The 25,122-nt window shown below is 70.3% G+C and carries 19 protein-coding genes and 2 pseudogenes; 11 read left to right on the plus strand and 10 right to left on the minus strand.

The window, feature by feature from the left end; translation table 11 throughout:
* Nucleotides 1–24: 24 nt before the first annotated feature.
* Nucleotides 25–864 carry an ATP phosphoribosyltransferase gene (locus IPN02_17375; protein MBK9298558.1) on the minus strand — a complete coding sequence of 280 codons (840 nt, stop codon included), beginning with the start codon at nt 862–864 and terminating at the stop codon, nt 25–27.
* A gap of 94 nt (nt 865–958) precedes the next feature.
* The gene (locus IPN02_17380) at nt 959–1,222 is read right to left on the minus strand and encodes a phosphoribosyl-ATP diphosphatase (protein MBK9298559.1); all 264 of its coding nucleotides are present in this window, start codon (nt 1,220–1,222) and stop codon (nt 959–961) included.
* Nucleotides 1,223–1,384: 162 nt separating this feature from the next.
* On the opposite strand from IPN02_17380, the gene IPN02_17385 reads away from it, so the two are divergent.
* A complete protein-coding gene (locus IPN02_17385) occupies nt 1,385–2,092 on the plus strand; it encodes a DnaJ domain-containing protein (protein MBK9298560.1) in 708 nt (235 codons plus the stop codon).
* On the opposite strand, the gene IPN02_17390 is transcribed toward IPN02_17385, so the two are convergent.
* Both IPN02_17390 and IPN02_17395 read right to left on the minus strand, forming a co-directional pair.
* Entirely contained in the window at nt 2,064–3,692 is a 1,629-nt protein-coding gene (locus IPN02_17390; GenBank protein MBK9298561.1) for an AarF/ABC1/UbiB kinase family protein, read from the minus strand. The two genes, IPN02_17385 and IPN02_17390, sit on opposite strands and share 29 nt — an antisense overlap.
* 99 nt (nt 3,693–3,791) lie before the next feature.
* Nucleotides 3,792–4,343: a peptidylprolyl isomerase gene (locus tag IPN02_17395; protein MBK9298562.1), complete on the minus strand. Its 552-nt coding sequence runs from the start codon at nt 4,341–4,343 to the stop codon at nt 3,792–3,794.
* Nucleotides 4,344–4,618: 275 nt separating this feature from the next.
* Between IPN02_17395 and IPN02_17400 the strand changes: the two genes are divergently transcribed.
* Complete coding sequence (locus IPN02_17400) at nt 4,619–5,569, plus strand: type IV toxin-antitoxin system AbiEi family antitoxin domain-containing protein (GenBank protein ID MBK9298563.1); 951 nt, start codon at nt 4,619–4,621, stop codon at nt 5,567–5,569.
* Nucleotides 5,570–5,897: 328 nt separating this feature from the next.
* Here the strand turns inward: IPN02_17400 and IPN02_17405 are convergent, their stop codons facing one another.
* Entirely contained in the window at nt 5,898–6,938 is a 1,041-nt protein-coding gene (locus tag IPN02_17405; GenBank protein ID MBK9298564.1) for an LCP family protein, read from the minus strand.
* 557 nt (nt 6,939–7,495) lie between these two features.
* Between IPN02_17405 and IPN02_17410 the strand changes: the two genes are divergently transcribed.
* Both IPN02_17410 and IPN02_17415 read left to right on the plus strand, forming a co-directional pair.
* On the plus strand, nt 7,496–8,566 hold the full coding sequence (locus tag IPN02_17410) for an alpha/beta hydrolase (GenBank protein MBK9298565.1): 1,071 nt from the start codon (nt 7,496–7,498) through the stop codon (nt 8,564–8,566).
* A 156-nt stretch (nt 8,567–8,722) separates the two neighbouring features.
* A complete protein-coding gene (locus IPN02_17415) occupies nt 8,723–9,538 on the plus strand; it encodes an FKBP-type peptidyl-prolyl cis-trans isomerase (GenBank protein ID MBK9298566.1) in 816 nt (271 codons plus the stop codon).
* Nucleotides 9,539–9,585: 47 nt separating this feature from the next.
* Here IPN02_17415 and IPN02_17420 read toward each other — a convergent pair whose 3' ends face one another.
* The 3 genes from IPN02_17420 to IPN02_17430 all read right to left on the minus strand — a co-directional run bounded on the left by IPN02_17420 (nt 9,586) and on the right by IPN02_17430 (nt 12,187).
* Entirely contained in the window at nt 9,586–10,218 is a 633-nt protein-coding gene (locus IPN02_17420; GenBank protein ID MBK9298567.1) for a 2OG-Fe(II) oxygenase, read from the minus strand.
* A gap of 85 nt (nt 10,219–10,303) precedes the next feature.
* Nucleotides 10,304–10,624, minus strand: a complete 321-nt coding sequence (locus IPN02_17425) for a hypothetical protein (protein MBK9298568.1) — start codon at nt 10,622–10,624, stop codon at nt 10,304–10,306.
* A 120-nt stretch (nt 10,625–10,744) separates the two neighbouring features.
* Entirely contained in the window at nt 10,745–12,187 is a 1,443-nt protein-coding gene (locus IPN02_17430) for an aldehyde dehydrogenase (GenBank protein MBK9298569.1), read from the minus strand.
* Between the two features lie 146 nt (nt 12,188–12,333).
* Between IPN02_17430 and IPN02_17435 the strand changes: the two genes are divergently transcribed.
* A complete protein-coding gene (locus tag IPN02_17435; GenBank protein ID MBK9298570.1) occupies nt 12,334–13,134 on the plus strand; it encodes an SDR family oxidoreductase in 801 nt (266 codons plus the stop codon).
* A 1,290-nt stretch (nt 13,135–14,424) separates the two neighbouring features.
* Here the strand turns inward: IPN02_17435 and IPN02_17440 are convergent.
* Nucleotides 14,425–15,517: pseudogene (locus IPN02_17440) on the minus strand (P1 family peptidase).
* Between the two features lie 276 nt (nt 15,518–15,793).
* On the opposite strand from IPN02_17440, the gene IPN02_17445 reads away from it, so the two are divergent.
* The 6 genes and pseudogenes from IPN02_17445 to IPN02_17470 all read left to right on the plus strand — a co-directional run bounded on the left by IPN02_17445 (nt 15,794) and on the right by IPN02_17470 (nt 24,245).
* Complete coding sequence (locus IPN02_17445) at nt 15,794–17,197, plus strand: glutamine synthetase (GenBank protein ID MBK9298571.1); 1,404 nt, start codon at nt 15,794–15,796, stop codon at nt 17,195–17,197.
* 60 nt (nt 17,198–17,257) lie between these two features.
* A complete protein-coding gene (locus IPN02_17450; GenBank protein MBK9298572.1) occupies nt 17,258–18,295 on the plus strand; it encodes a magnesium and cobalt transport protein CorA in 1,038 nt (345 codons plus the stop codon).
* A 152-nt stretch (nt 18,296–18,447) separates the two neighbouring features.
* On the plus strand, nt 18,448–20,316 hold the full coding sequence (locus tag IPN02_17455; GenBank protein MBK9298573.1) for a polysaccharide biosynthesis protein: 1,869 nt from the start codon (nt 18,448–18,450) through the stop codon (nt 20,314–20,316).
* Between the two features lie 9 nt (nt 20,317–20,325).
* Nucleotides 20,326–21,759, plus strand: a complete 1,434-nt coding sequence (locus tag IPN02_17460) for an OB-fold domain-containing protein (protein ID MBK9298574.1) — start codon at nt 20,326–20,328, stop codon at nt 21,757–21,759.
* Nucleotides 21,756–22,940 (plus strand): acetyl-CoA acetyltransferase, encoded by a 1,185-nt coding sequence (locus IPN02_17465; protein ID MBK9298575.1) that lies wholly within the window; start codon nt 21,756–21,758, stop codon nt 22,938–22,940. The genes IPN02_17460 and IPN02_17465 overlap by 4 nt, the downstream gene beginning before the upstream one ends.
* A gap of 35 nt (nt 22,941–22,975) precedes the next feature.
* Nucleotides 22,976–24,245, plus strand: a pseudogene (locus tag IPN02_17470) (nucleotide sugar dehydrogenase).
* Nucleotides 24,246–24,332: 87 nt separating this feature from the next.
* Here IPN02_17470 and IPN02_17475 read toward each other — a convergent pair.
* Nucleotides 24,333–25,022 carry a hypothetical protein gene (locus IPN02_17475; protein ID MBK9298576.1) on the minus strand — a complete coding sequence of 230 codons (690 nt, stop codon included), beginning with the start codon at nt 25,020–25,022 and terminating at the stop codon, nt 24,333–24,335.
* Nucleotides 25,023–25,122: the final 100 nt, after the last annotated feature.

A 25,122-nucleotide genomic window follows, 5' to 3' on the forward strand; every position in this document is an offset into this window, starting at 1 on the left:
TCCCCACTGGCGCGCCCGGACCAACTACAACCGACACGTCCGCAGATCACTCGCCAAGATCGCTTTGGCCCCGAGGGCGGCCAACTCGTCCATCACCCGGTTGGCATCGGCTTTCGCCACCATCACCCGGATCGCCACCCAGCCTTCCCGGGCGAGAGGGGCCACGGTCAGGCCCTCCATGCCGGGGGCGACGGCGGTGGCCTGGGCCACCAGATGCTCGGGAAGGTCGTATTCGACCATCAGGTAGCTGGCGGCCACCACGACGCCCCGCACCCGTTCGATCATCACCCGGTCGGCGGCATCGAGCTGGCGGCCGCTGCGGGCGATCAGCACGGCCTCGGAGGCCAGCAGCTGCTCACCGACCACCTCCAGGCCGGCCTCGGCCAAGGTGCGGCCGGACTGCACCACGTCGGCGACGGCGTCGGCCACGCCCAGGCTGGGCGCCAGTTCGACGGCGCCGTCCAGGTGGATCACTTCGGCGTCGACGCCTCGCTCGGCCAGGTAGCGGCCGAGCAGGCCGTCGTAGGAGGTGGCGATGCGGCATCCGTCGCGCAGCGCGAACCCGGAGCCAGCGGGGGCGGCCAGGCGAAACTCGGCCTGGCCGAAGCCCAGGCCGAGCACCTCGTCGACCGGCGCTCCGCTGTCGGTGGTCAGGTCGCGCCCGGTGATGCCCAGGTCGATCACCCCGCTGCCGACGTAGATGGCGATGTCGCGCGGGCGCAGGAACAGGAACTCGACCGACTCGGCACGGTCGATGACCCGCAGCGCCTTGCCGGTACGGCCGATGCGGTAGCCGGCCTCCTCCATCAGCGCGGCGGCCTCCTCGGCGAGGGCGCCCTTGTTGGGCAGCGCCACCTTCACCATCGGGGGCCGGCTCATGGGGTCGGTGGTGGCTTGGCCGGCGCCGTGGCGATCGGCGGTGGCTTGCCCGCCGGTGTGCCGATCGGAGGTGGCCTGCTCAGAGGTGGGCATAGACGTCCTCCAGGCTGAGGTCGCACGCCAGCATCATCACCTGAATGTGGTACAGCAACTGAGAGATCTCCTCGGCCGTGCGTTCCCGGCCCTCGTGTTCGGCGGCCATCCATACCTCGGCCGCCTCCTCCACCAGCTTCTTTCCAACCTCGTGGGGGCCGGCCCGAACCGCCGCCACCGTGCCCGACGTCGGGTCGCCGGCGGCCACCTTGGCGCCGAGCTCCTCGAACAGTTCCTCGAATCGTTTCATCGCCGCCTCGACGTTGGGTGGGGGTAGGGGTGCATGCTGTGAGTGGACCGATGGAGGGTACTGGAGCGTGCGCTCGGCACCCCAGTGCGTCCGATCGCCCCGCAACACCGGGAGTCGCTACCGTGCCGGTGTGACCGAGGCGTGCACACGATGACACCGGCGATGACCCCCGCCGAGGCGCGCGCCGCCCTCGGGGTGGATGCCACAGCGAGCCCCGAGGAGATCCGGGCCGCGTTTCGGGCCCAGATCGGTCGCCACCACCCCGACGTCAACCCAGGCCAGGACACCTCTGCCCGGGCGGTGCGCCTGATCAACGCCTGGGCGGTGCTCAGCGCGTTACCCGCCGCTTCCAGATCCCGACGTCGGGCAAAGCGTTCCGGGAGCGATGAGCGCGCCGGGCCGCCGCGGGGCACCACGCCTCGCCGGAACAGCGCCGACGCTCCCACCCCGCCCAGGCCTGCCGAGGCCGAGCCGGATCCCAATGCCGACGTTTCTGCGGGCAGAGCAGCAGCGTGGGCATCGGACGGCAGCGTCCTGGTGGCCGCCCCGTGGGAGGAGACCATGCTGTGGTTGGTCGACGCCGCTCATCGGGTGGGCGACGTCACCTTCCTCGACCCGTCGTCGGGCCTGGTCGAGGCGCTGGTCGAGTTCGTCGACGGCCCGACGGTCACGCTGATCATGTCGCTCCAGGGCCGGGCCGCGCTGACACCGGACGGCAGCAGCGGCACCGAGGTCTGGATCTCGATGGAACCCTGGAGCACCCCTCCCCGCCCGGATCTGCCCGATCACACGGCCGTCGCCGAGCTGGTGGCGCACCACCTGCGGACCGCCGCAGCCGAACTCAGCCCGCCGACTGCCCCCGACGGCTGACGCCCGGGTGACTGGGGCCGGGACGGCTGGGCGCCGGACGGCCAGGCTCCGGTAGGCCGAGGTCCGGGCTGGTCGCTTTCGGACCTCTCGTCTTCCCGCTGGCCACCTCCCACGCGGCGATCGCCTCGCCCATCGGCGTCGACGGCGGGCCGAGCACGCTCGGCCACAGCTCCTCGGAGATGCGGCGCCAGTTGGCGGTCGCCCGCAGCTCGCCGAGCAGCGCGTACAGCCCCAGGTTGATCCGCTGGACGATCACCCAGTCGCCGGGCAGGTTGGCCATCTTCATGATCGAGGCGTACGGCCCGCTCAGGTCGAAGTAGCGGCGAACCGCCTCCTCGGACCACTCGGGCTCGATCGTCACCTCCCGATCCTCCATGATGTGGTCGTAGAAGTGGCCGAAGTAGCCGACGACGTCCTCGGTGGAGAACGGGGCGCCCGCCGGCAACAGGCCAATGCGTTCCACCTCGGCGCGGAACTTGTCGGGATCGCGTTGGAGCACCATCGCCACGATCAGCGATTCAAAGTCGGCGACGGTCTCGGTGTCGAAGTGCTTCACCAGGCCGTAGTCGAGGAACGACAGGCGTCCAGGCCCCTGCACCAGGTAGTTGCCGGGGTGGGGATCGCCGTTGAAGGTTCCCAGCCCGTAGATCGAGCTGAACACGTAGCGGAAGATGGCCTCACCGGCCAAGTTCCGCTCTTCCTGGGAGGCCTCGAGCAGCGCCGGCCAACGGTCGCCGACGACGTATTCGCTGGTGAGCACCCGGGCGGTGGAGTACTCCTCGATCACCCGGGGCACGTGGATCGCCGGGTGGCCTTCGAAGTAGTCGGCGAAGCGCTGCTGGTTGGCGGCCTCGTTGACGTAGTCGAGCTCCTCCCCCAGGCGCTCGCGCAGCTCGGCGACGATCGGCTTGGGGTCCATGCCGGGAAACATCATGCCCAAGGCGGAGAACACGACGTTGGAGGTCTGCAGGTCGTGGCGGATGGCGTCGTCGACACCCGGGTACTGCACCTTGACCGCCACGTCGACGCCGGCCTTGGTGGTGGCCCGGTGCACCTGGCCGATGCTCGCCGCGGCGATAGGGCGGGGCTCCCAGGCGGCAAACACCTGCTCGGGCGGTGCTCCCAGCTCGGTGGCGATCACCTCGGCGGCCAGCTCGGGCGCCATCGGTGGGGCGTCGGCCTGCAGTTGCACCAGCGCCTCGCGCATCGGTTCGGGCAGGCCCGCTTCCAGGTAGCTGGCCATCTGGCCCAGCTTCATCAGGGCGCCCTTCATGTTTCCCAGGGTCTCGGCCACCGCCTCGGCGGTGCGCAGCTCGGCGCCGGCGCGCAGCTCGGCGGTGCGTTCCTCGTCGGCGCCGATCGAGCGCACCCTGGCCACCGCCATGTGGGCTCCGCCGGTTGCGCCCACCCGGGCCAGGCCGGCGTTGCGGGCCAGCGACGACGAGAACTTCTTCGATGTGGGCGTGGGTTGCTGCGCTGAGGCGTCCGTGTCCCGCTGCTTGGCGCGCAGTGCGCGTGCGGCGACGAACGCCGAAGCCGCTGCCGCACCGGCGATCAGCAGGGGACGGGGGCCGAGCCTGCGGGGGGACAGGGAGGTCATGACGGCACGGTACTCAGGGCGGCCGAACAGCAACGAACCCGGGGCGGCGGGCCACCCCGGGTTCGTTTCGTGTGCTGTGGGAGGGGTGCGCTGGGCGCGTCAGCCCTCGGTGATCGTGACCGATTCGATCACGACGTCGGTCTTGGGGCGATCGCCGCGGCCGGTCTCGACCGACTGAATCTCGGCGAGCACGTCCAGCCCATCGAGCACCTTGCCAAACAGTGCATAGTTGGGCGGCAGGTTGATGCCGGCAGGGCCGGACACGACGAAGAACTGGCTGCCGTTGGTGTCGGGGCCGGCGTTGGCCATCACCAGCGAACCCAGCTGGTACTCGCCGGGCTTGGGTAGCTCGTCGGGGAAGCGGTAGCCGGGGCCACCGCGGCCGGTGCCTTCGGGGTCGCCACCCTGGATCACGAAGTCCTTGATGATCCGGTGGAAGATGATGCCGTCGAAGTAGTGGTAGCGGGCGAGGAATACGAAGTTGTTCACCGTCTTGGGCGCACGCTTGGGAAGCAGCTGCACGAACATCGTGCCCTTCGAGGTGACGATCTCGGCGTGGTAGGCCTTCTCGACGTCGATGCACATCGGTGGCGGGGCATCGAACTTGGTCCTGCGTGCGCTGGATCCGTCCGGGTTCGGGCAATCGGCCATGGGGGCTCGCCTTTCCTGGGCAGGCACCGTCGGCCCGCCTCCCCCACAGCGTAGGCGCCCACGGAGCTCGCCCCCGCCCACCGGGTCAGCGCCACCCGACCGGCCGAGCGGCGATCTTGGGTGGACTTTGTGCCACCTGTTGGCTCAACGTCCACCCAAGATCGGCGAAAGTGGGGTCCGGGTGGGTTTCGGGTCACTGGCTCGACCCGGTAGGTCGGCCGGAGCGGGTCGCGCTCCCCGGCGACAGACCTGGCTCTCGCTCGTACCGTGCCCGCATGGCGCGCATCGACGAGGTAATGGCCGAGCTGGGCGAACGCCAGGCGGGCACCATGTCCCGCCAACAGCTCCTCGACGCCGAGATTGGGGCCACCATGGTGCGCCGCACGGTCGAACGGGGCCGCCTGATCCGCCTGCACCGAGGCATCTACCGAGTGCCCGGCGCCCCGGTCACTGGGCTTCAAGGCCTCTGGGCGGCTCACCTGTTTGCGGGCCCCGGGTCGGTGGCGTCGCACGGCTCGGCTGGATACCTGTGGAGGCTCGAGGCGGTGGAGCCCTGTCCCCCGACCGTGACGGTGCCCCACGAGCGGACCGTGCGGACGCCGGCAGGCGTCATCATTCACCGGAGCCGGCATCTGGACCCCGTCGACCAGGCGTCGCAGAGCGGTCTCATGGTGACGAACCCGGCTCGGACGATCGTCGATCTTGCCGGCCAGTACCGCCGCGCCCGCCTCGGCGCCGTTCTGGAGGGAGCCCACTTCAACCGCCATGCCTCCTACACCCAGGTGGGTGAGGCGCTGCTTCGAAACGGCGGTTCCCGCCGGCCGGGCAGCGGATTGCTCTGCAACCTTCTCGACGAACACACCGGCGGGGAGGACCTGGCCCAGTCGGTGCTCGAACAGCTGCTCGGCGAGCTCTTGCGACGAGCCGGCATCGAGCATTTCGTTCGGCAGCACCCGCTCCCCAGCCTCGGCGCGATCGAGGGCATGGTCGATGCCTATGCCGACTATGCCGCCATGATCACCGAGGTGGACGGGCGCAGGTGGCATGCGCGTCAGGCCGCCATGAAACGGGATCGGGACCGCGATTTCGCTGCCGCCCAGGTGGGCGTGATCACCGTGCGGTTTTTGCACGAGCACCTCACCAGCGACATGGACGCCTGTGCTGAGGGCTTGCGTCGCGTGGTCGCCACTCGGCTCACCGAGGCGCAGCGGCTCCTGCTTCCCTGAGGCACACGGGGAACGGCCGCTGCTCCTTCCGGACGCAGCGGCTATTGCCACGGCTGCCGCCAGGGCCAGTGCGTCACGCCCGATTGGCAGCTGGGGGGGGGGGGGGGGGGGGGGGGGGGGGGGGGGGGGGGGCTCGGGTCGGAGCAGATCTCGGAATCAGCGGAAGGGGACCCTGAGCGGCATGCGGTGGCGCAGTGTGTTGCCCGCGGGGGAGCCCGGGGGGGGGGGGGCCCGCGGGGGGGGAACAGCGGGGGGAAAAGGGGGCGGGGGGGGGGGGGGGAAAAGAGGGGGAGGGGGGGGGGGGGGGGGGGGGAGAGGGGCGTCGTGCCTAGCGGAACTGATCGAGGATCGGCACCGCCGCCTCGCGCTTCACGTACAGCACCTGCTGGGCGCCTTCACGCCCGGGCTCGGTCGGCAGCACCAGCGATTCCGGGCTGGTGCCCGCCAACCCCCGGGCCAACCCCAGTGCGCCAAAGGCGGTGAGGTCGTCGTCGATCTTCAGGTCCTTGCCCAAGGCCCGGGCCACCCTGGTCAGCCCGATCGGGTTGCGGGTGGCCCCCACCTTGCCCATCACGGCCTTCATGAAGTTCTGCTGGCGTAGCTGGCGACCCATGTCGGCGGTCGGATCCTTCTGGGGCTGCCCGTCGATCACCTCGGTGTACTGCCGCGAGCGCACGTAGGCCAGCGCCTGTTCGCCGTCGAGCGTCGTCGGTCCGGCCTGCTCGACCGACAGGCCGCTGCCCGGGTCGAACACCGGGTTGGGGAAGTCGATCTCGACGCCACCGACGGCGTCGACCAGCGAGCCGAAGGTGACGAAGTCCACCTCGACGTAGTGATGAATCGGGATGTCGAGGGCGTCCTGCACGGTGGCGACCAGCCGCTGGGGGCCGCCGTTGTAGGCGGCGTTGACCTTCGCCGACCCGTCGGTGCCGGCGATCGGCACCCACAGGTCCCGGGGGATCGACACCATCTTGGGCACGCCGTCGCTGACCCGCATCACGATGAGGGTGTCGGCCCGTTCGCCGCTCACCGAGCCATCGGCGCGCTTGTCGGACCCGGCGATCAGGTAGTTGACCCCCTGCCCGGCCTGCGGGGTCAACGTGCCGGTGAGGTCGATACGGTCGATGCCGGCGAAGAGGCTGTACAGGTAGCCGACGAAGCCGAGGATCAGCAGCAGCGGGATGGCCACGATCAGCCAGCGCTTTTTGGGGAACCGAAAACGTGGGCGGCTGCGTCGTGGGCGACGGGGACGGCGGGCCTTGGGTGCCACAGCGGCAATCGGTGCGACCGTGGTCGGCGGGCCTGCGGAGGAGGGTCGTTCGGGGGGCGCCTGGGAGGGTGCGGCCGCCTGTTGCTCGGGGACGTACACCTGTCGAGGCGACGCCGGTGGGGCGGGCGCGGAGGGCCGTTCCGGGGCGGTGGGGCTGGGCGGGCGGAGGGCCGTTCCGGGGCGCTGCGCTGCGGGGGCGTCGCTGCCGGCTGGTCGGGGACGTACACCTGTCGAGGGGGCGACGGTGCTTCCGGGGGGATGGGGGGTGCCGGTGGGACGGGGGTTGCCGATGGACGACGTGCGCCCTGGCCAGGGCCGGCGCGAGGCGGCGGGGCGGCGGGCCCGGATGGCGCGTCGGGGGCCTCCTCGCCCGGTGGAGGCTTTGGCGAGCCGCCGGCCTCGCCGGGAGCGGGCACGAAGTAGGAGTCCGAGTTGCCGTCGCTCATCGCTCACCTCCGCGCTGGTCGCCCTCGACCGAGGGATGATCCGATCGGGAAAGCCCGATCATGGGTTTGCACAGTTTGCCAGCCCCGAGCCGGGGCCCCGTGAATGCTGATGCCCCGTTCAGGGAGGCCGGTTTGCGGCGCCGTCGGCGCCCTTCCTCCCCTCGGTCGACGAACGGTTGGTGGCGCAGAGCACCCGATACGATGAACCTGATGCACCCACACGATGCGGAGCCGCTCGATGGTGTGGTCGGGACGGACGACCACCCATCGGATACATCGCCCCGCCCGAGGTCGAGGCGATGGGCGTGGGGGCTCGGGGTCACGGCCGCGATTGAAGCACCCACCCTGTTCTTCACGCTCAGCCCGTGGCCCGGCACTCGGATCATTCGGTGGATCTTCAACCGAGACTCCGCCAAGGTGACGGCTGCGCTCGAGCGGCACGCACCCGACGGCGTCGATTCGATCACCGACGAGGCCTACCGGGCCGACGACCCCCAGGCACGTCTGGACGTGTACTTCCCGGCCGCTGCGGAAGGCGCCCTGCCGACGGTGATCTGGACCCACGGTGGCGCATGGATCTCCGGACGCAAGTCCGACTTCTCCGGCTACTACCGGCTGCTGGCGTCCCGTGGCTACACGGTCGTCTCGCTCGACTACTCCTTGGGCCCCGAAGCGACCTATCCCACTGCGGTGCGGCAGCTCAACGACGCCCACGCCCACCTGCTCGCCCATGCCGAGCGGCTCCGGGTGGAGCCCGGCTCGATCGTTCTGGCCGGCGACTCGGCCGGGGCACAGCTGACCAGCCAGTTGGCGACGGCGATCACCAGGCCGGCGTATGCGGATGAGCTCGGCATCGTCCCCTCGCTCAAAGCGAACCAGCTCGCCGGGGTCATCCTCAACTGCGGCATCTACGACCTGAACGCTCTGAGCAGCGCTCCTGGCGTCATCGGCTGGGGCATCGAGGAGTCGCTGTGGGCCTACACCGGGGTGCGGGACGTTGCCCGTTCGGACGCCGCCGCTCAGATGTCGACGTTGAACCACGTCACCGGAGATTTCCCCGCCACCTTCATCAGCGGTGGGAACGGCGACCCCCTGACCGACGTGCAGTCCAAGCCGTTGGCGAAGCGTCTTACCGAACTCGGCGTCGACGTCGACACCCTGTTCTTCTCGGCCTCACACCGGCCGAAGTTGGGCCATGAGTACCAGTTCGACCTCGATGTTGATGATGGGAAGTTGGCCTTCGAGCGCACGGTCGACTTTGTGGCGGCGCACACGACCTGAGAGCGCCGACAGCACGGGACCGCTCGGCGGCAGGCCCCGGTAATGTTTGCCTTCGTGACCCCACGTCCCCGGCGTTCGATGGCGGCTCCCGTTGCCCGGTGCTCCCGGGCCACTGGCGCTCGCAGTTCCCGGGCCGATTGGATACAACCCACGCGCATGGCCGGCCTCGGCGCACTGGTGCTGGCCCTGGTGCTCACCGGCTGCAACTCGGCGCTGGAAAGCGAGGCTCAGCCCCAGACCGGTGCGGCCCATTCCGCCGACGCCGCCGGCGGCTTGAACCGTTCCCGGGCCCCGAGGTCTGCGGGCTCGTTGACGATGTTGTCGGAGGTGGTCGGTCGCGGTGCGCCCGTCGACGAGGCCACGTGCCTGGCCCTCGATGTCGACCTCGAGGTGGCCGACGATCACACCCCGGTCCCCTCCCCCAGCGCGGACGGTCCGCTGATCGTTGCCAGGGACGATCAGCGGCTGATCGTGGGCCTGCGGACCGGCATCGAGGGCATGGCGGTCGATGGTCGGCGGTCGATGCTCATCCCCCCGGCGCTGGCCTACGGCAACGCCGGCTGGGGGAACGGGTTGGTCGGGCCCAACGACACCCTGCGCGCCGACATCTCGGTGCTGTGGGCCGGACGCCGGCCGTCGTGGACCTGGCCCGACCTGCGCCGTGCGGCCCGTGCCGGGGGCGGGGCGCTCGACCTGGTGACGGGCAGCGGGGCGCCCTTCATCGCCGGCGCCACCGGCATGGTGATGATCGACGCGGTCGATCTGGATGCCGAGTCGATCGAGGGGTCCATGTGGAATGGCTGCAACGCCCGCTCCCTCGACCTGCGCTCAAACGACCTGGCGAGCTGGTTCGTCGGTGGCCTCGAGGGGCTCCGGCCCGGCGGCACCCGGCTGGTGCTTCAGCCCGAGGGGGCAACCGGTGACCACAATGTGGATGCCTGGGTGGTCACGCTGGCCATGACTCGGGATTGAGCCGAGGGCTGAGCCGAAGCGCTGAGCCGGAGGGCTGAGCGGGGCGATCAGCGGAACGGGGGTCCAGCCACCCAGGCCACCAGCGAGCGGCGCCGCCCGGAGTTCAGCGGGGTCACCCGGTGGTATTCGAAGGCGGGGAACATCACGGCGGTCCCCAGTTGGCTGAACTCCTCGGCGGCCGCCGAGCGGTGCGGCCCGTCGGTGACGCCGAAGAACGGGTCGTGCTGATCCCCGAGGTCGGGAAACTCGAGGGCCCCACCCTCGTAGTGCTCGGGCGGGGTGAGCTGCACCACGATCGACAGCTTGCGGGTGGACACCTCTCCGTCCAGCCCGTCCCGGTGCCAGGCGTAGTGGTCGCCGGGCCCGTCATAACGGGTGTATTGCAGCTCCTCCTCGAAGCCGACCAGCTCGAAGCCCCAGTGCTCGTTTGCGTCGACCGCCAGCTCGCCCAAGCGGTCGTAGATCCACCAGGTGTCCTCGTCGGCGGGCAGCCAGCTCACCGACGACGATCGGGTGGTCCCGACATGCTCGACGCCCTCCAGGGTGGCGGGCTCGGCGGGCTCCGGCTCGCACAGCGACACGATTCGGTCGCATTCGTCGGCGCTGAAGGCTGCGGGCACCACCAGGTGGGCGCGCTGGTGCCGCGGAACCGGTGACAGCAACGGCAGATGCCTCAGCACGGCTGGATGCTCATGACCGCTCAACCATCACCACCGCTTGACGCTCGACGTTCGACACCGTTGGAACCGTGCCGCAGCACCGGCGTTAGGGCGAGTTTCCCTCAACGGCGGGGTCCGGGGTGGCGGTGGCGTCGCCGGGGGCGGTGCCGCCCTCCTCCGGTCCCAGTTCGTTCTCGGGGAAGAAGAAGGTGGTGCTGACGACCACCGTCGTGGTGGCAAACGTGCTCGGCGTGCCGATCGAGTTGGTCCTGTCGCCGGTGTAGACCACCTGGGCGGCGGGATCCTCCAGGTTTGGATCCTCGTCCCCACATGCCACCAGCGCGCCGCCGGCCAACAGCGCCACCGTGGCCCAGCCGGCGCAGCGGCGCAGCGAGGGGCGACGCTTCGGTGTGGATTCAGTGCTCATGTGGCGTGCTCCTTGGCCTTCGCAGAACCACATCACTGTGGTCTGAGTTCGTCGCCCACCGCAAGCTGAGGGCGGCGCCACGCAGGGGCGGTGCGTCGCGTCAGCGGGACAGGCCCGGCCTCAGCGTTCGGAGAAGAAGACCATCTTCGATTCGGTGTAGTGGTCGAGCGCGGCCATGCCGAGCTCGCGGCCCATGCCCGACTGCTTGAAGCCGCCGAAGGGTGCCTCGTAGCGGACCGACGAGTTGGAGTTGACCGACAGCACGCCGGTGCGGATCGCTCGCGCCACCCGCATGGCCCGGCCGACGTCGCCGGTCCACAACGACCCGGACAGCCCATAGGGGCTGTCGTTGGCCAGCCTCACCGCTTCGGCCTCGTCGTCGAAGCCGATCACGGCCGCCACCGGGCCGAAGATCTCCTCCTGGCCTACCCGGGAGTCGTTGGTCACGCCCGTGAGCACGGCCGGGTTCATGAAGTAGCCCGGGTCGGTGGTCTGCCCGCCGATCGCCAGCGTTGCCCCGTCGGCGGTGCCCACGCCGACGTAGTCGACCGCCTGGGACCGTTGCCCGGCCGAGATCATCGGGCCGATCTCGGTCTCGGGGTCGGTCGGGTCGCCCACCCGCAGCGCCCGGGTGCGCTCGACCATGGCGTCGGTGAACTCGTCCATCACCGAGCGCTGCACCAGCACCCGCGAGCGGGCGCAGCAGTCCTGGCCGGCGTTGGCAAACACCGAGATCGGGATGTCGGCTGCAGCGGCGGCGATGTCGGCGTCGGCGAACACGACCGCCGCCGACTTGCCACCCAGCTCGAGCGACACCCGGGTGATGTTCGCTGCGGCGGCGGTCAGGATCGACGTGCCGGTCGACGTGTCGCCGGTGAACGACACCTTGTCGACCCGGGGGTCGGCGACGAGCGTCGCGCCCAGGGTGGAGCCCGGCCCGGGCAGCACCGACACGCAGGAGGCGGGCACGCCGGCGTCGACGAGCACGCTGCCGAGCAGCAGGGCACCCAGCGGCGTGAGCGAGGCGGGCTTGAGGATCACCGAGTTGCCGGCCGCCAGGGCCGGACCCAGCTTCCAGGTGGCGATGTAGGACGGAAAGTTCCACGGCACGACCAGTGCGCACACCCCGATCGGCACCCGGCTGACCGTCATCATGCCGGCGTCCCGCACGGGGATCACGTCGCCGAAGTGCTTGTTGGCCGCACCGGCGTAGTAGTCGAACACCTCGGCCATCGCCCCGGCCTCCCAGCGGGCGTCGCTGATCGTGTGACCCGCGTCGGCCACCTCGGTGTCGGCAAACTCGTCGGCCCGTTCACGGATCAGCTGTGCGGCCCGGGCCAGCACCTTGCCGCGCTCGGTGGCCGAGGTGCTGGCCCACTCGCCGGAGCCGTCGGCGAAGCCTGCCTGGGCGGCGTCGAGCGCGTCGTCCAGGTCGGCTCGGCCGGCCTGGGCCACCTCGGCCAGCGGTTTGCCGGTCGCCGGGTTGTAGGTGGTGAAGGTGGCGCCGTCGGCGGCGGGCCGGCGCACGCCGGCGACGATCAGTTCATGAACGGGAGGGGCCATCGCCGGAGACTAGCGGCGCGGTCACACCGTCCTCTCAGGGCTCAGAATGCCCGCCGATTACGGAGCAGGCTTGCCAAGTGCGGCGCAGCATCTACGCTGCCCGGCCAATGAGCGCAGATGCAGACAACGACGCAGGCAGCAACGACATCCAGCCGGCCCCCGGACGCAACGTTGCGGCCGGACGGTTGGCCGGCAAGGTGGCGATGATCACCGGCGCGGCCACAGGCCTCGGTCGGGTGGGCGCCGAGCGCTTTGCCGCCGAGGGTGCGGCCGTCGTCGTCGCCGACGTGGCCGATCCCACCTCTGCGGTGGCCGCCATCGAGGCCGCCGGTGGTCAGGCGATCGGCGTGTACTGCGACGTCACCGATGGCGACGCGGTGCACGCCGCAGTCGACGCGGCCGAGGAGCACTTCGGCAAGCTCAATGTGCTGTACAACAACGCCGGCATCTCGATGGCCGATGACGACGGCCCCACCAACACCTCGCGCGAGGTGTGGCAGCGCACCCTTGAGGTCAACGTGATCGGCGTCGCCGAGTGCTGTTCCGCCGGTATCCCGGCGCTGAAGCGGGCCGGTGGCGGATCGATCATCAACGTGGCCAGCTTCGTCGCCCACCTGGGTGCGGCCACCCCACAGATCGCCTACACGGCGTCGAAGGGTGCGGTGTTGTCGATGACCCGGGAGATCGCCGTCGTGCACGCCCGCGAGAACATTCGAGCCAACGCCCTGTGCCCCGGCCCGGTGCTCACCCCGCTGCTGGCCAAGTACATGGCCGATGAGGCCGCCCGCCAGCGGCGCCTGGTGCAGATCCCGATGGGCCGCTTCGGCCAGCCGGAGGAAATCGTGTCCGGTGCGCTGTTCCTCGCCTCGGACGAGTCCAGCTTCATGACCGGCCAGTCGCTCCTCATCGATGGAGGCATCACGGCGGCGTACACCACGCCGGAGTAGAGCGATGCCAGCGATGAGGCGTCAGGCCTGGGCCCTCAGGGCGCCAGGCCTCACCACGCCGAGTGGGACGCATGCACGAGGCCGCACCAAGACCGAGCAACCATGACCAAGGTCGTCGTGCCGGACACCTGTTCGGAAATCGAACTTGTGCTTCGAGATTCGCCTGGCGTTGAGCTGGTAACGCGGAGGCGAAGCTTGAACCAACCACCCGGCAAGTCCCTCCAATCGGCAGACGCCCAATAAACCTGGCTGAATGCCAACTATCTTGAGTGCTGGAAGACATGCTACCCAATGGAACCATGGCCCGTCACGGCTCACGCCCCCGAAGAGGTCGTCGCTTGCAGCGCTCGCCCGGCCGGACCGCGGTCCCCCCGAGCGTCAGCGCCTCACGGCCAAGGTTCGGACGAGGCATCCGCCAGGCGCTCACCGGCGGCGGAGCAGGCATGGCCAAGGTCCCAGTCGGGCGGACACCATGGTGTTGACAGCGCTCATCAACGAGGCCAGAGCTGATTCGTTTCTTCGCCAACTTCGAGACGAACTCATCAACCCCCAGACCTGGTGCAGGGTTGAAGCGGGTGCGATACGCAGCTACTTTGGCGGGCGCTGGGCACCATGGCCACGAAGGAACTCCGGCAACCAGGTGAGCCAGGTGCTTCGCCGGGTCGAGGGCGGCGAAACGCTCGACGGTCACGGTGCGCTGGTCGGGGCCCGCCCGCAGATCTCTCTCCGGCGCAGCGCCGACGTTGGGGCCACAGCTGGGCCGTTCCTCGCGAGGTCGGGAAGGACCAGCACCCAGGGACTCGACGACGAGAGCTTCACATCCGACGCCCGGTCCCCGATCCAGCTTCGAACGGTGAGCCGTACTGGACACCTCGGTCTGATCGGCGAAGACCCGCCAGCAGAGGTCGGAGGGTGCAAAGCCGTCAGGTTGCCTCGATCGCAGAGCGGCACTTCGGCTCGCCGTTGCACACGAACGTCGAGGAGCGGGGCGACCCTGCGATCACTCGCCGCTGTCAGGCTGGCGTTCGATCCGCGTCCGGTGCCCGCTGAGGTAGCCCGGCCTTGGGGTCGGTTGGCTGGCGAGTCGCTGAACGGGGCGGACTTCTTCGCCGCCGTGCAGATGACCTGGCGATCGCTGCGCCGCACAGATCCAAGGCGTACCGTTGATCGCCCCACAACGCAGCCACTTCCGCCTCATCGGCCGACCTGGTCGAAGTCCATCCTCTGACGCCGCAAGCCGTGACCGTGGGCTGAGGAGCGGCAGTCGCCCGCAACGGGTCTGGGCACCGGTCAGTTGGAAGCGTCGATCCAGGGGATCGGGCCGGTCGGGGCGACGTCGGCCAGGGTGGCCAGCGCGTCGGCGGTGGCGCGCACCGCCATCCAGCGCAGCAGTTCCACCTCGGCCACCCGCCTGGGATCGTCGGGATCTGCCAGGGGCACGGCGCCGGTGGCCGCGGCCACCACGGCATCGCCGTCCACCCGGCAGTGCGGCGGGGTGATCGCCCGGGCGTAGCCGTCATGTGCCCCTTGAGCGAGCAGTAGGCACTCGCCCTTGGTTAGGGCGGTGTCGCACACGATGAGGCCAAGCGTCGTGTTGGTCCCGGCCGACGATGCAGCGCTGCCGTCGGCAACGGCACTGTCGCGGCCCCCGCCGGCATCTTGGCCGACACTGTCGGCAGCGTTCGGGGCGGGGGTGCCGTCGGCTCCGAAGGCGCCCACCTCGTCGGGCGGCACCAGGCTGGGCCAGAGTTGATCGGCCGGCCCATGCCCGACGACGTCGCCGAAGGCATTCACCGCCACCAGCGCGGACACGCTGAAGCCACCCTCGACGACGGTCGCCGTGACCAGCCCACCGGCCACGGCGTGGTGCCGGCCCCGCCACTTGGACACGGTGGCGCCGGTGCCTACACCAACCGCACCAACCGAACCGACGGTCGAATCGCCAGCAGCGCCAGGAAGCGACGCCAGGGCCGCAGCGGCAGCGGCCGGGCGCCGCCAGGGCCGCAGCGGCGGCGGCGGCTGCGCCCTCGGCGGCCCCCGGACGCACCTGTGAGGATCCGACGGTCAGGTCGAACAGCGACATGCCGGCGACGATCGGCACCACTCCCCCGGCGGTGACAAACCCGCGGCCGGCCTCGCCGAGGGTCGACATCACGCCGTCGACGGACGCCAGCCCGAAGGCGGATCCGCCGGACAGCACGACGGCGTCGAGCCGGGTAACGGTGGCGGAGGGGGCGAGTACGTCGAACTCGCGGGTGGCGGGTGCCCCACCCCGTACCTCGGCCGACGCGGTCGACCCCTCGGGAAGAATGACGACGGTGACCCCGGTGCGAGCCTCGGCATCGGTCCAGTGGCCCACCGCCACCCCGGAGAGGTCGCCCAGGGTCGACACGGTGACCCGGCCAAATCGGGGCGTGCCCGGATCCCGGCCCCCGGCGGCGGGGCGGCGGGCGTGGGTCCCGCCGCCGGCATCGGCTGGTTCGCTGGTCGAGCGGGTGACATGACGACGCACCTTCCGATGTGGGCCCAGGGCCGGGCAAGCGGGGTGCGCTCCGGCCTCAGGTCCAGGATGCCTCAGCCGCTATCGTGCCTGCGTGCTCCCCTGCCGACGCTCATCGACAGCACCGACACCATTCGGGGAGCCGGGGAGACACACACCATGACCACCGACGGTCCGCTCGATCTCGAAACCCTGGCGCTCGAGGCCGCCGAGGGCGCCCTGGACACGGTGGTCGTGGCGTTCACCGACCTGTCCGGCCGCCTGTTGGGCAAGCGGGTGACCGCTCGCTTCTTCCTCGACCATGTCGTCGATCGGGGCGGCCGGGCAGGCGAGGGCGTCGAGGCCTGCAACTACCTGCTGACCACCGACGTCGAGATGAACGTGGTGCCCGGCTACCGGTACGCCACGTGGGAGGCCGGCTTCGGCGATTTCCGGGCCACCCCCGACCTGAAGACGTTGCGGCGCATCCCCTGGCTGGAGGCGACCGCGCTGGTGCTGTGCGACCTCTCCGACCACGACGGCAACACGGTGGCGGTGTCGCCCCGCCAGATCCTCAAGGATCAGCTGAAGCGGGCCGAAGCGGCGGGGTTCTCGGTGATGATGGGCTCCGAGCTCGAGTTCTTTCTGTCGCCCGACACCTACGAGCAGGTCGCCGAGAACGGGTTCCGGGCGCCGCGCACCGCCGGTTGGTACAACCTCGACTACCACATCCTCCAGACCTCGAAGGACGAGCCGATCATCCGGCGCATCCGCAATGAGATGCTGGGCGCCAACCTGCCGATCGAGTTCTCCAAGGGCGAGGCGGCCCCGGGCCAGCACGAGATCAACCTGCGCTACTCCGATGCCCTCGAGATGGCCGACAACCACGTGGTGTTCAAGAACGGGGTGAAGGAGATCGCCCACCTCGAGGGGCAGTCGGCCACGTTCATGGCCAAGCCGTTCGCCGATCAGCCGGGCTCGTCCTGCCACATCCACACCTCGCTGTGGTCGCTCGACGGCCAGACACCGCTCAGCCCGGGCGACGCCGGCAACGGCATGAGCGGCGAGTTCCGGTCGTTCGTGGCCGGGCTGGTCAACCATCTGGCCGACGTCACGCTGCTGGGCGCGCCCAACATCAACAGCTACAAGCGCTACCAGCCCGAGTCGTGGGCGCCCACCGCCACGGTGTGGGCGCTCGACAATCGCACCGCCGGGCTGCGCCTGGTGGGCACGGGCCCCGGGCTGCGAATCGAAAGCCGCATCCCGGGCGCCGACGCCAACCCGTATCTGGCGTTCGCCGGGGTGATCGCCGCCGGGCTGGCCGGCATCGAGGAGGGGCTGGACTGCGGCCCGCCCTACGACGGCAACGCCTACGCCGCCGGTGCTGAAGGGGACACTGCGCTCACCCACGTGCCCTGGAACCTGCCCGATGCCACCGAGGCGTTCCGCAACTCCGAGGTGGCCCAGAAGGCCCTGGGCGAGGACGTGATGTTCCACCTGGCCCACGGGGCCGACGAGGAGTGGCGGGCCTTCCACCGGGAGGTCAGCGACTGGGAGTATCGCCGGGGCTATGAGCGGCTGTAACCCAGGCCCAGGGGGGGCGACCGGAGCGACCGGAGCGACCGGAGCGACCGGAGCGACCGCGTGATCGTCGACTGCGCCGTCTACCGCGACGGCGTCCGGCTGGGCGGCGACCGCACGCCCGAATCGGTGGCGGGTGAGCTGTCCACCCCGCCCCCCGACGAGCACGAACCCGGTGGCGCCGGTCACGACCCCGCCGAGGGCGGCGGCGTCGTGCCCCGCGAGTTCGCCTGGGTGGGCCTGGCCGACCCGCTCAGCTCCGAGCTGGCCCAGGTGCGGCGCGCCTTCGACATCCATCCGTTGACGATCGAGGATGCCCTGTCGCCCCGGGAACGGCCCAAGGTGGAGAGCATCGAGGGCACCCTGTCGATGGTGCTGCGTTCGGCCCGCTACCTCGATGCCACCGAGGAGGTGGAGTTTGGCCAGATCACCGTGCTGTTGGGCGACGACTTTGTCGTCGTGGTGCGCATCGGCGATGCCGTGCGCCTCGAGCCGGTGCGCCGCCGCTTGGAGGCCCATCCCGAGCGATTGCACTACGGGCCGGCGGCGGTGCTGGTGAGCATTCTCGATGAGGTGGTGGACGCCTACGGCCCGGTGCTCGACGGCATCGAGAACGACATCGACGAGGTGGAGACGCAGGTGTTCGCCCAGGGCGTTCGGCCCGGCCAACCCACCGAGCGGCTGTACTACCTGCTGCGCGAGGTGTTGCAGACCCAGCGGGCCACCAGCCCGGTGCGCGAGCAGGTGGCGGCGCTGATGGATGGCGACGAGCTGCCCGAGGGCACCAAGCCCTACCTGCGCGACGTGGCCGATCACCTGGCCGACGTGATCGATCGGGCCGCCAGCGCTCGGGCGCTGCTCAGCTCGGCGCTGGAGGCCAACCTCACCCAGGTGTCGCTGCGCCAGAACGAGGACATGCGCAAGATGTCGGCGTGGGTGTCGATCCTGGCGGTGCCGACGATGATCGCCGGCATCTACGGCATGAACTTCGACCACATGCCCGAGCTGGATTCCCGGTACGGGTATCCGTTGATCCTCGGCCTCATGGCGCTGATCTGCACGGCTCTCTATCGAGGGTTTCGGCGGTCAGGCTGGCTGTAGACGGATGGGTCGCCGAACCAGAAGTGAATCTCACGTCTCGCTCCTGTGGACACGCACTAGTCTGCTCGGACTTCCGCACCGAAACATCCCATGACGATATGGTTGGGGCTACGCGGTAAGGGGGGGTGCGGCGGCATTCGAAAGGCTTGTTCATGACATCACCACTTGGCCCCAGATCCACGGCCGTCATCGAGCGGCTGGGCGGCGTGCATCGTCGCGCCGTCATGGGCTCGCTCGACTCGCTGGCGTGGTTTTTCGCCGTGCTCGCCACCTCGTCGCTGGCCTTCGTCGAATCCCGCAAGGCGTTCGACGTCGGCAACGCCCTGCTGCTGGCCCTCCTCGCCGCCGGGTTGCAGATCGGTGCGGGCTGGGCCGCCGGCCTGTACCGAAAGGCCTGGCGCGCCGGCTCGGTCGAGGAGGTGCACCGGGTCGTCCGGGCCGCCACGATCACCACGATCGGCATGGTGCTGTGCACGCTGTTGCTCACCGACGCCCGCCGCCAGGTGGCCGCCGTGCTGCTGGCCGGCCCCCTGGCCGCCTTCATACAGCTGGGCGTGCGCCTGGTGCTGCGCTGGTCCGGCGAGCAACTGCGGGCGGCCGGCAACTCCCGCGATGGCAAGCGCCCTGCGCTGGTCTTCGGCGCCGGCACCGCGGGCAGCCGGGTGATCGACGCCATGTTGAACGAGGACTCCGATCTCTATCCGGTGGGCCTGCTCGACGACGACAGGCGGCTGGCCAACCTGCGGGTGCGGTCGGTGTCGGTGCACGGCACACGGGCCGACCTGGCCCGGGTAACGGCCGCCACCGGCGCCGAGGTGCTCGTGCTGGCCATGCCGGCCAGTCCGTCCGAGGAATGGGCGGCGATCGGCCGCGATGCCCGTGAGTGTGGCCTGGAGGTGCTCAACCTTCCCCCGGTCACCCAGCTGTTCGACACGGTCACGGTGAAGGACTTCAAGCCGGTGTCCACGCACGACCTGCTCGGTCGCGATCAGGTGCGCACCGGGCTGATGGACATCTCCAACTATCTCAGCGACAAGCGGGTGCTGGTCACCGGTGCGGGTGGGTCGATCGGCTCGGAGCTGTGCCGCCAGATCCGCCAGTTCAACCCGGCCAGCCTGGTGATGCTCGACATCGACGACACGTCGCTTCAGGAGCTCCAGCTCTCCCTGGACGGCCACGGGCTGTTGAACAATCGGGCGTTGGTCATCGCCTCGGTGCGCGACCCCCAGCGCATGCTCGAGGTGTTCGAGACCCACCGGCCCCAGGTGGTGTTCCACGCCGCTGCGCTCAAGCACCTGCCGCTGCTGGAACAGAACCCGGACGAGGGCTTCAAGACCAACACGTTGGGCACCCTCAACGTGCTCGAGGCCGCTGCCGCCACCGGCGTGGAGCGGGTGGTCAACGTCTCGACCGACAAGGCCGCCGACCCCACCTCGGTGCTCGGCATCACCAAGCGCCAGGGCGAGCGTCTGGCCGCCAGCTTCGCCGACTCGGGCCGTCCCGGCACCTACCTGTCGGTGCGCTTTGGCAACGTGTTGGGAAGCCGAGGGTCGATGCTGCCCACCTTCCGCCGCCAGATCGCCGCCGGCGGCCCGGTGACGGTGACCGACCCCGACGCCACCCGCTACTTCATGACGGTCGAGGAGGCCTGCGGCCTGGTGATCGACGCCGGCGCGGTCGGCAGCTCGGGCGAGGTGCTGGTGCTCGACATGGGCGAGCCGGTGAAGATCGCCGACGTGGCCAACCGCCTGGCCAACGAGGTCGACCCACCGGTGGACGTGGTGTTCACCGGGCTGCGCCCCGGCGAGAAGCTGCACGAGGTGCTGCTGTCGCTCGGCGAGGACGCCGACCGTCCCCATCACCCGTTGATCTCCCACGTGCCGGTCGCCCCCTTCAGCGAGGAGGAGTGCGAGGTGCTGTGTGATCAGATCCGCGAGGTCGCCCCCGGATGGGTGCCGGCGCCGGCCTCGGACGGTGCCCGCCAGGGCGCATTTCTGACACTCCGTCAGCTTGCGGGTTAGCCTCCCGGCGTGCGAGGCATTCTCTCCTTCGGGGCTTCGGTCCCCCATTCCCGTCTTCAACGCTCCGCCATCGGGTCGTTCCTCGGCTCCGGCGGTGCCAACGGCACCCGATCGGTGGCGTCCTTCGACGAGGACACCTCCACGCTGGCGGTCGCAGCCGGCCGCCAGGCGCTCGTAACAGCGGCCGGAGCACCGGAGGCGCTGCAACCTGAAACGCTGTGGTTCGCCACGGCCGAGCCGACCTACCTGGAGAAGTCCAACGCCGGGGTGATCCACGCCGCGCTGCGACTTGACGAGTCCGTCCCCGCCCTCGACTTCGGCGGCGCCGCCCGCTCCGGCCTGGGCGCCCTGGTGGCCGCCGCCCGCAGCACCCAGCGGGTGCTGGTGGCCGCAGCCGACATTCGCACGGGCCTGCCCGGATCGCCCGACGAGGTGGATGGCGGCGACGCCGGCGCTGCGCTGCTGCTGGGCGACGAATCCGACGGCCCGCTGCTCGCCGAGTTTCTCGGGTCGGCCAGCGCCTCGCGGGAGTTCCTCGATCGTTGGCGCCTTCCCGACGAGACCAACACCCGGGCCTGGGAGGAGCGCTTCGGCGAGGGCGAGCTCACCGCCGCCGCGTTGGGAGCGCTCAACGCGCTGCTCGAAGACCTGGGCCTGCCCCGTGGCGACGTCGCCGAGCTGATCGTCACCGGCTGCTCCGGCCGGGCGGTGAAGGCGGTCGGCCGCAAGGTGGGGGCCGACGCCGATCCGCTGGCCTCGACCGTCGGCAACACCGGCGGCACCCACCCGCTGCTGCGCCTCATCGATGCCCTCGAACGCCACCCGGCCGGCGCCACGATTGTCGTGTTGCACCTGGCCGACGGCGCCGACGCCGTCGCCTTCCGGGCGACCGGCTCCACAGCCGAGCACAGCGACCGCCGCACCATTGCCGAGCAGGTGGCCACCGGCGACGACGGCCTCGCCTACTCCCGGTTCATGGCGTGGCGCGGCGTGCTCACCCAGCAGCCGCCCAACCGGCCCCCGCCCAACCGCCCGTCGGCCTCGGCCGCCGCCCGCCACGCCGACTGGAAGTACGGCTTCGTCGGCAGCCGCGACCGCAGCAGCGGCGCCCTGCACCTGCCCCCGGCCCGGGTGTCGTTCAAGGGCCAGGCCCTCGACGACATGGAGCCGGCGCCGATGGCCGACGTGCAGGCCACCGTCGTCACCTTCACGGTCGACAAGCTGGTGTACTCCATGTCGCCGCCGGTGGTGTTTGCGGTCGTCGACTTCGACGGCGGCGGCCGTCTGCCGGTGGAGCTCACCGACTGCCGCCCCGACGAGGTCGAGGTCGGCTCCAAGGTGGAGATGACGTTCCGTCGGCTCAACATGGCCGAGGGCATCGCCAACTACTTCTGGAAGGGCCGCCTGGTCAGAACCGGCGAGCAAGCGGGAGCGCAATCATGAGTTCGCACGGCATCTCCGACCAGGTCGCCATCGTGTCGATGGGCTGCACCCCCTTCAAGGAGCATTGGGACAAGGGCGCAGACGACCTGCTGGTGGACGCGGTCACCCAGACCACCGCTGCGGTGGGCCTGGTTCCCAACGACATCGACGCCTACTGGCTGGGCACCTCCCAGTCGGGCGCCTCGGGCATGATGGCCGCCGGGCCGCTCAAGCTGGAGGGCAAGCCGGTCAGCCGGGTGGAGAACTACTGCGCCACCGGCTCCGAAGCATTGCGCAACGCCGCCTACGCGGTCGCCTCCGGCGCCTACGACACCGCGCTGGCCGTCGGCGTCGAGAAGGTGAAGGACGGCGGCTATCAGGGCCTCAACGCCTTCCCGTACCCCACCGACGGCACCCAGCGCACCCTCACCGCCGCCGCCATGTTCTCGCTGGTGGCGCCCGCGTACGCCCGCCGCTACGGCATCGACGAGGACGACCTGCGCCGCGTGCTGGCCACGATCGCCTCGAAGAACCACTACAACGGCGCCCGCAACCCGCTGGCCCAGTTCCGCAAGGAGATGGACGTCGACGCCATCTGCGCCATGCCCGCCGTGGCCGGGCGCCTCGGCGTGTTCGACTGCGCCGGCGTGGCCGACGGGTCCTCCGCGGCGATGATCGTGCGGGCCGAGGATGCGCACAAGTACTGCGACAACCCGCTGTACATCAAGGCGCTCAGCCTGGTCGCCGGCAACGGCTCGGGTCTGCTGGACCCCGACTACGACTACACGACGTTCCCCGAGTGCGTGGCCGCCGGCGAGGACGCCTACGCCCAGGCGGGCATCACCGATCCCCGCACCGAGCTGGCGATGGCCGAGGTGCACGACTGCTTCACGCCCACCGAGCTGGTGCTGATGGAGGACCTGGGCTTCTCCAAGCGGGGCGAGGCCTACACCGACGTCACCGACGGCGTGTTCGACCTGAAGGGCGACCTGCCGGTCAACTCCGACGGCGGCCTCAAAAGCTTCGGCCACCCGGTCGGCGCCTCCGGTCTGCGCATGATCTACGAGCTGTGGTTGCAGCTGCGGGGCGAGGCCCCGGAGGACCGCCGCATCGCCACCGCCGACCGGGGCCTGGGCCTCACCCACAACCTGGGTGGCTACCCGGGCGAGATGGTCAGCTTCGTCGGCATCTTCGGCGTCTAACACACCCGGCGTCCAACACACAGAGGATCCCCCAAATGAAGGTACTGCTGGTCGGCCAGGGCTATGTCGGCCTGCCCGTGTCGATGGCGGCGGTCAACGCCGGCTTCCACGTCACCGGGTTCGACACCGACCTCCACAAGACCGACACGCTGGCGGCCGGTGGATCCCACGTGGAGGACATTCCGCCCGCCACCGTGCGGGCCGCGCTCGACAGCGGCCGCTACCGGGCGGTGTCCGAGCGCCGTCGAGCTGGACGACTTCGACGTGGCGGTCATCACCGTGCCCACGCCGCTCACCGACGGTGCACCCGACCTGGGGGCCGTCGAGGCTGCGGCCGCCATGGTGGGGGGCCTGCTGCGCACCGGCGGGCTGGTGGTGCTGGAGTCGACCACCTGGCCGGGGACCACCACCGAGGTGGTGGGCCCCATCCTCGAGGCCAAGAGCGGGCTGCGGGCCGGTATCGACTTCCACCTGGGCTACAGCCCGGAGCGCATCGACCCGGGCAACCGCACCTGGCGCCTGGAGAACACCCCCAAGGTGGTGGGCGGCATCGATCAGCGCTCCACCGATGCGGTGGCTGCGTTCTACGGCGCCTTCGTCGACACGGTGGTGCCGGTGGGCTCCACCGAGGTGGCCGAGCTCACCAAGCTGCTCGAGAACACCTTCCGCCACGTCAACATCGCGCTGGTCAACGAGCTGGCCATGTTTGCCCACGACCTCGACATCGACATCAGCGATGCGGTCACCGCTGCGGCCACCAAGCCGTTCGGCTTCATGTCCTTCCGCCCCGGCCCCGGCGTCGGCGGGCACTGCCTGCCGATCGACCCCACCTACCTGTCGTGGCGGGTGCGACGCCGGTTGGGCACGTCGTTTCGCTTCGTCGAGCTGGCCAACGACGTCAACGACCACATGCCCGACTACGTGGTGCGCCGCATCCAGGCCGGTCTCAACGACCGCGAGCTGGCCGTACGAGGCCGCAACGTGCTGCTGTGCGGTCTGGCCTACAAGGCCGACACGTCTGACGCCCGCGAGACGCCCACCCGGGCGATCGTCGCCGGCCTGCTGTCGCTGGGCGCGCGGGTGACGATCGCCGACCCCCACGTGCCCCTCGAGCAGTTCCCCGACGGGGTGGCGGCGGTCGGCGGCGACGCAGCTGCGCTCACCGAGGCTGCACGCTCAGCCGACGCCGTCGTCGTGCTGGTGCCCCACAGCGACTTCGATCTCGAAGCGATCGTTACTGCGGCCCCGTGGGTGCTCGACTGCACCTCGGCAGCCCCGGCCGCCGCCAACGTCGAACGGCTGTAGCGCTCACCCGGACGCGAACAAGGCGCACCGCCTCGTCGGGCCGAAGCCCAACGTGGCGATGCGCCTTGCATTACTCGATCGAACCGATCAGTTGGTTCGGCGACGCCGTGCGACAGTGATCATCAGCAGGCCGCCACCGACCACCAGCGCAGTAGCCAACAGCGAGGGAAGCGTGGCGCCGAAGCCGGTGCGGGCCAGCGGCGTGCCCGCCCCACCGGGGGTGCCTGCGCCGGTCGTACCCGTGGTTCCGCCGGTTGGCGTGCCCGTGGTTCCACCGGTTGGCGTGCCGGTCGTTCCCCCAGTGGGGGTACCGGGAGGCGAGGGCGGGCTCGGCGTCGACGGCGTCTCCTCGACGTCGAACTGCAGACCGATCAGGCGGGGTTCGCCGTCGGCACCGATGCCGTAGGCGAACAGGTCGTGCCCGCCTGCCTCGAGGTCGGCCGGGATCGAGCCGGGGGCCGTAAAGGCGCCGCTGGCGTCGGCGGTGCCGGTGCCCACCTTGATCGGCGTGGAACAGACGTACAGGTTGATCGGGGCGTTGGCGGCGTAGCCGTCGCCGCCGACCACGAAGTCGGATCCGGGGGCCACCTCGCCGGACACCAGGGTCAGGCCGGGTACAAATTCGGGGCACTCAGCGAGGTCGAGGCTCTCGACACCGGTATAGGGATCGTCCTGGGCGCCGGCGGGCGCCACGAGGGCCATGCCCAGCAGCAATCCCAGCGCAGCGACGACGATACCCATCGCTCCCACTCGCTTGGTCGGTCCCGTGCGAGACATCGTCATAGCTTTCCTCCGGTAGTGGCAACGTGACGCAGCATATCGGGTGTTCACTGTCATTGTCACGCTTGGGTGAACAGGTTTCTCTCGTGCTCGTTCG

Source organism: Candidatus Microthrix subdominans, assembly GCA_016719385.1.
Taxonomy (GTDB): domain Bacteria; phylum Actinomycetota; class Acidimicrobiia; order Acidimicrobiales; family Microtrichaceae; genus Microthrix; species Microthrix subdominans.

Coding starts and splice junctions, on each gene's coding strand:
- IPN02_17375 (MBK9298558.1), bottom strand. CDS start 864: ATGGTGAAGGTGGCGCTGCCCAACAAGGGCGCCCTCGCCGAGGAGGCC.
- IPN02_17380 (MBK9298559.1), bottom strand. CDS start 1,222: ATGAAACGATTCGAGGAACTGTTCGAGGAGCTCGGCGCCAAGGTGGCC.
- IPN02_17385 (MBK9298560.1), top strand. CDS start 1,385: ATGACCCCCGCCGAGGCGCGCGCCGCCCTCGGGGTGGATGCCACAGCG.
- IPN02_17390 (MBK9298561.1), bottom strand. CDS start 3,692: ATGACCTCCCTGTCCCCCCGCAGGCTCGGCCCCCGTCCCCTGCTGATC.
- IPN02_17395 (MBK9298562.1), bottom strand. CDS start 4,343: ATGGCCGATTGCCCGAACCCGGACGGATCCAGCGCACGCAGGACCAAG.
- IPN02_17400 (MBK9298563.1), top strand. CDS start 4,619: ATGGCGCGCATCGACGAGGTAATGGCCGAGCTGGGCGAACGCCAGGCG.
- IPN02_17410 (MBK9298565.1), top strand. CDS start 7,496: ATGCACCCACACGATGCGGAGCCGCTCGATGGTGTGGTCGGGACGGAC.
- IPN02_17415 (MBK9298566.1), top strand. CDS start 8,723: ATGGCCGGCCTCGGCGCACTGGTGCTGGCCCTGGTGCTCACCGGCTGC.
- IPN02_17425 (MBK9298568.1), bottom strand. CDS start 10,624: ATGAGCACTGAATCCACACCGAAGCGTCGCCCCTCGCTGCGCCGCTGC.
- IPN02_17430 (MBK9298569.1), bottom strand. CDS start 12,187: ATGGCCCCTCCCGTTCATGAACTGATCGTCGCCGGCGTGCGCCGGCCC.
- IPN02_17445 (MBK9298571.1), top strand. CDS start 15,794: ATGACCACCGACGGTCCGCTCGATCTCGAAACCCTGGCGCTCGAGGCC.
- IPN02_17455 (MBK9298573.1), top strand. CDS start 18,448: ATGACATCACCACTTGGCCCCAGATCCACGGCCGTCATCGAGCGGCTG.
- IPN02_17465 (MBK9298575.1), top strand. CDS start 21,756: ATGAGTTCGCACGGCATCTCCGACCAGGTCGCCATCGTGTCGATGGGC.
- IPN02_17475 (MBK9298576.1), bottom strand. CDS start 25,022: ATGTCTCGCACGGGACCGACCAAGCGAGTGGGAGCGATGGGTATCGTC.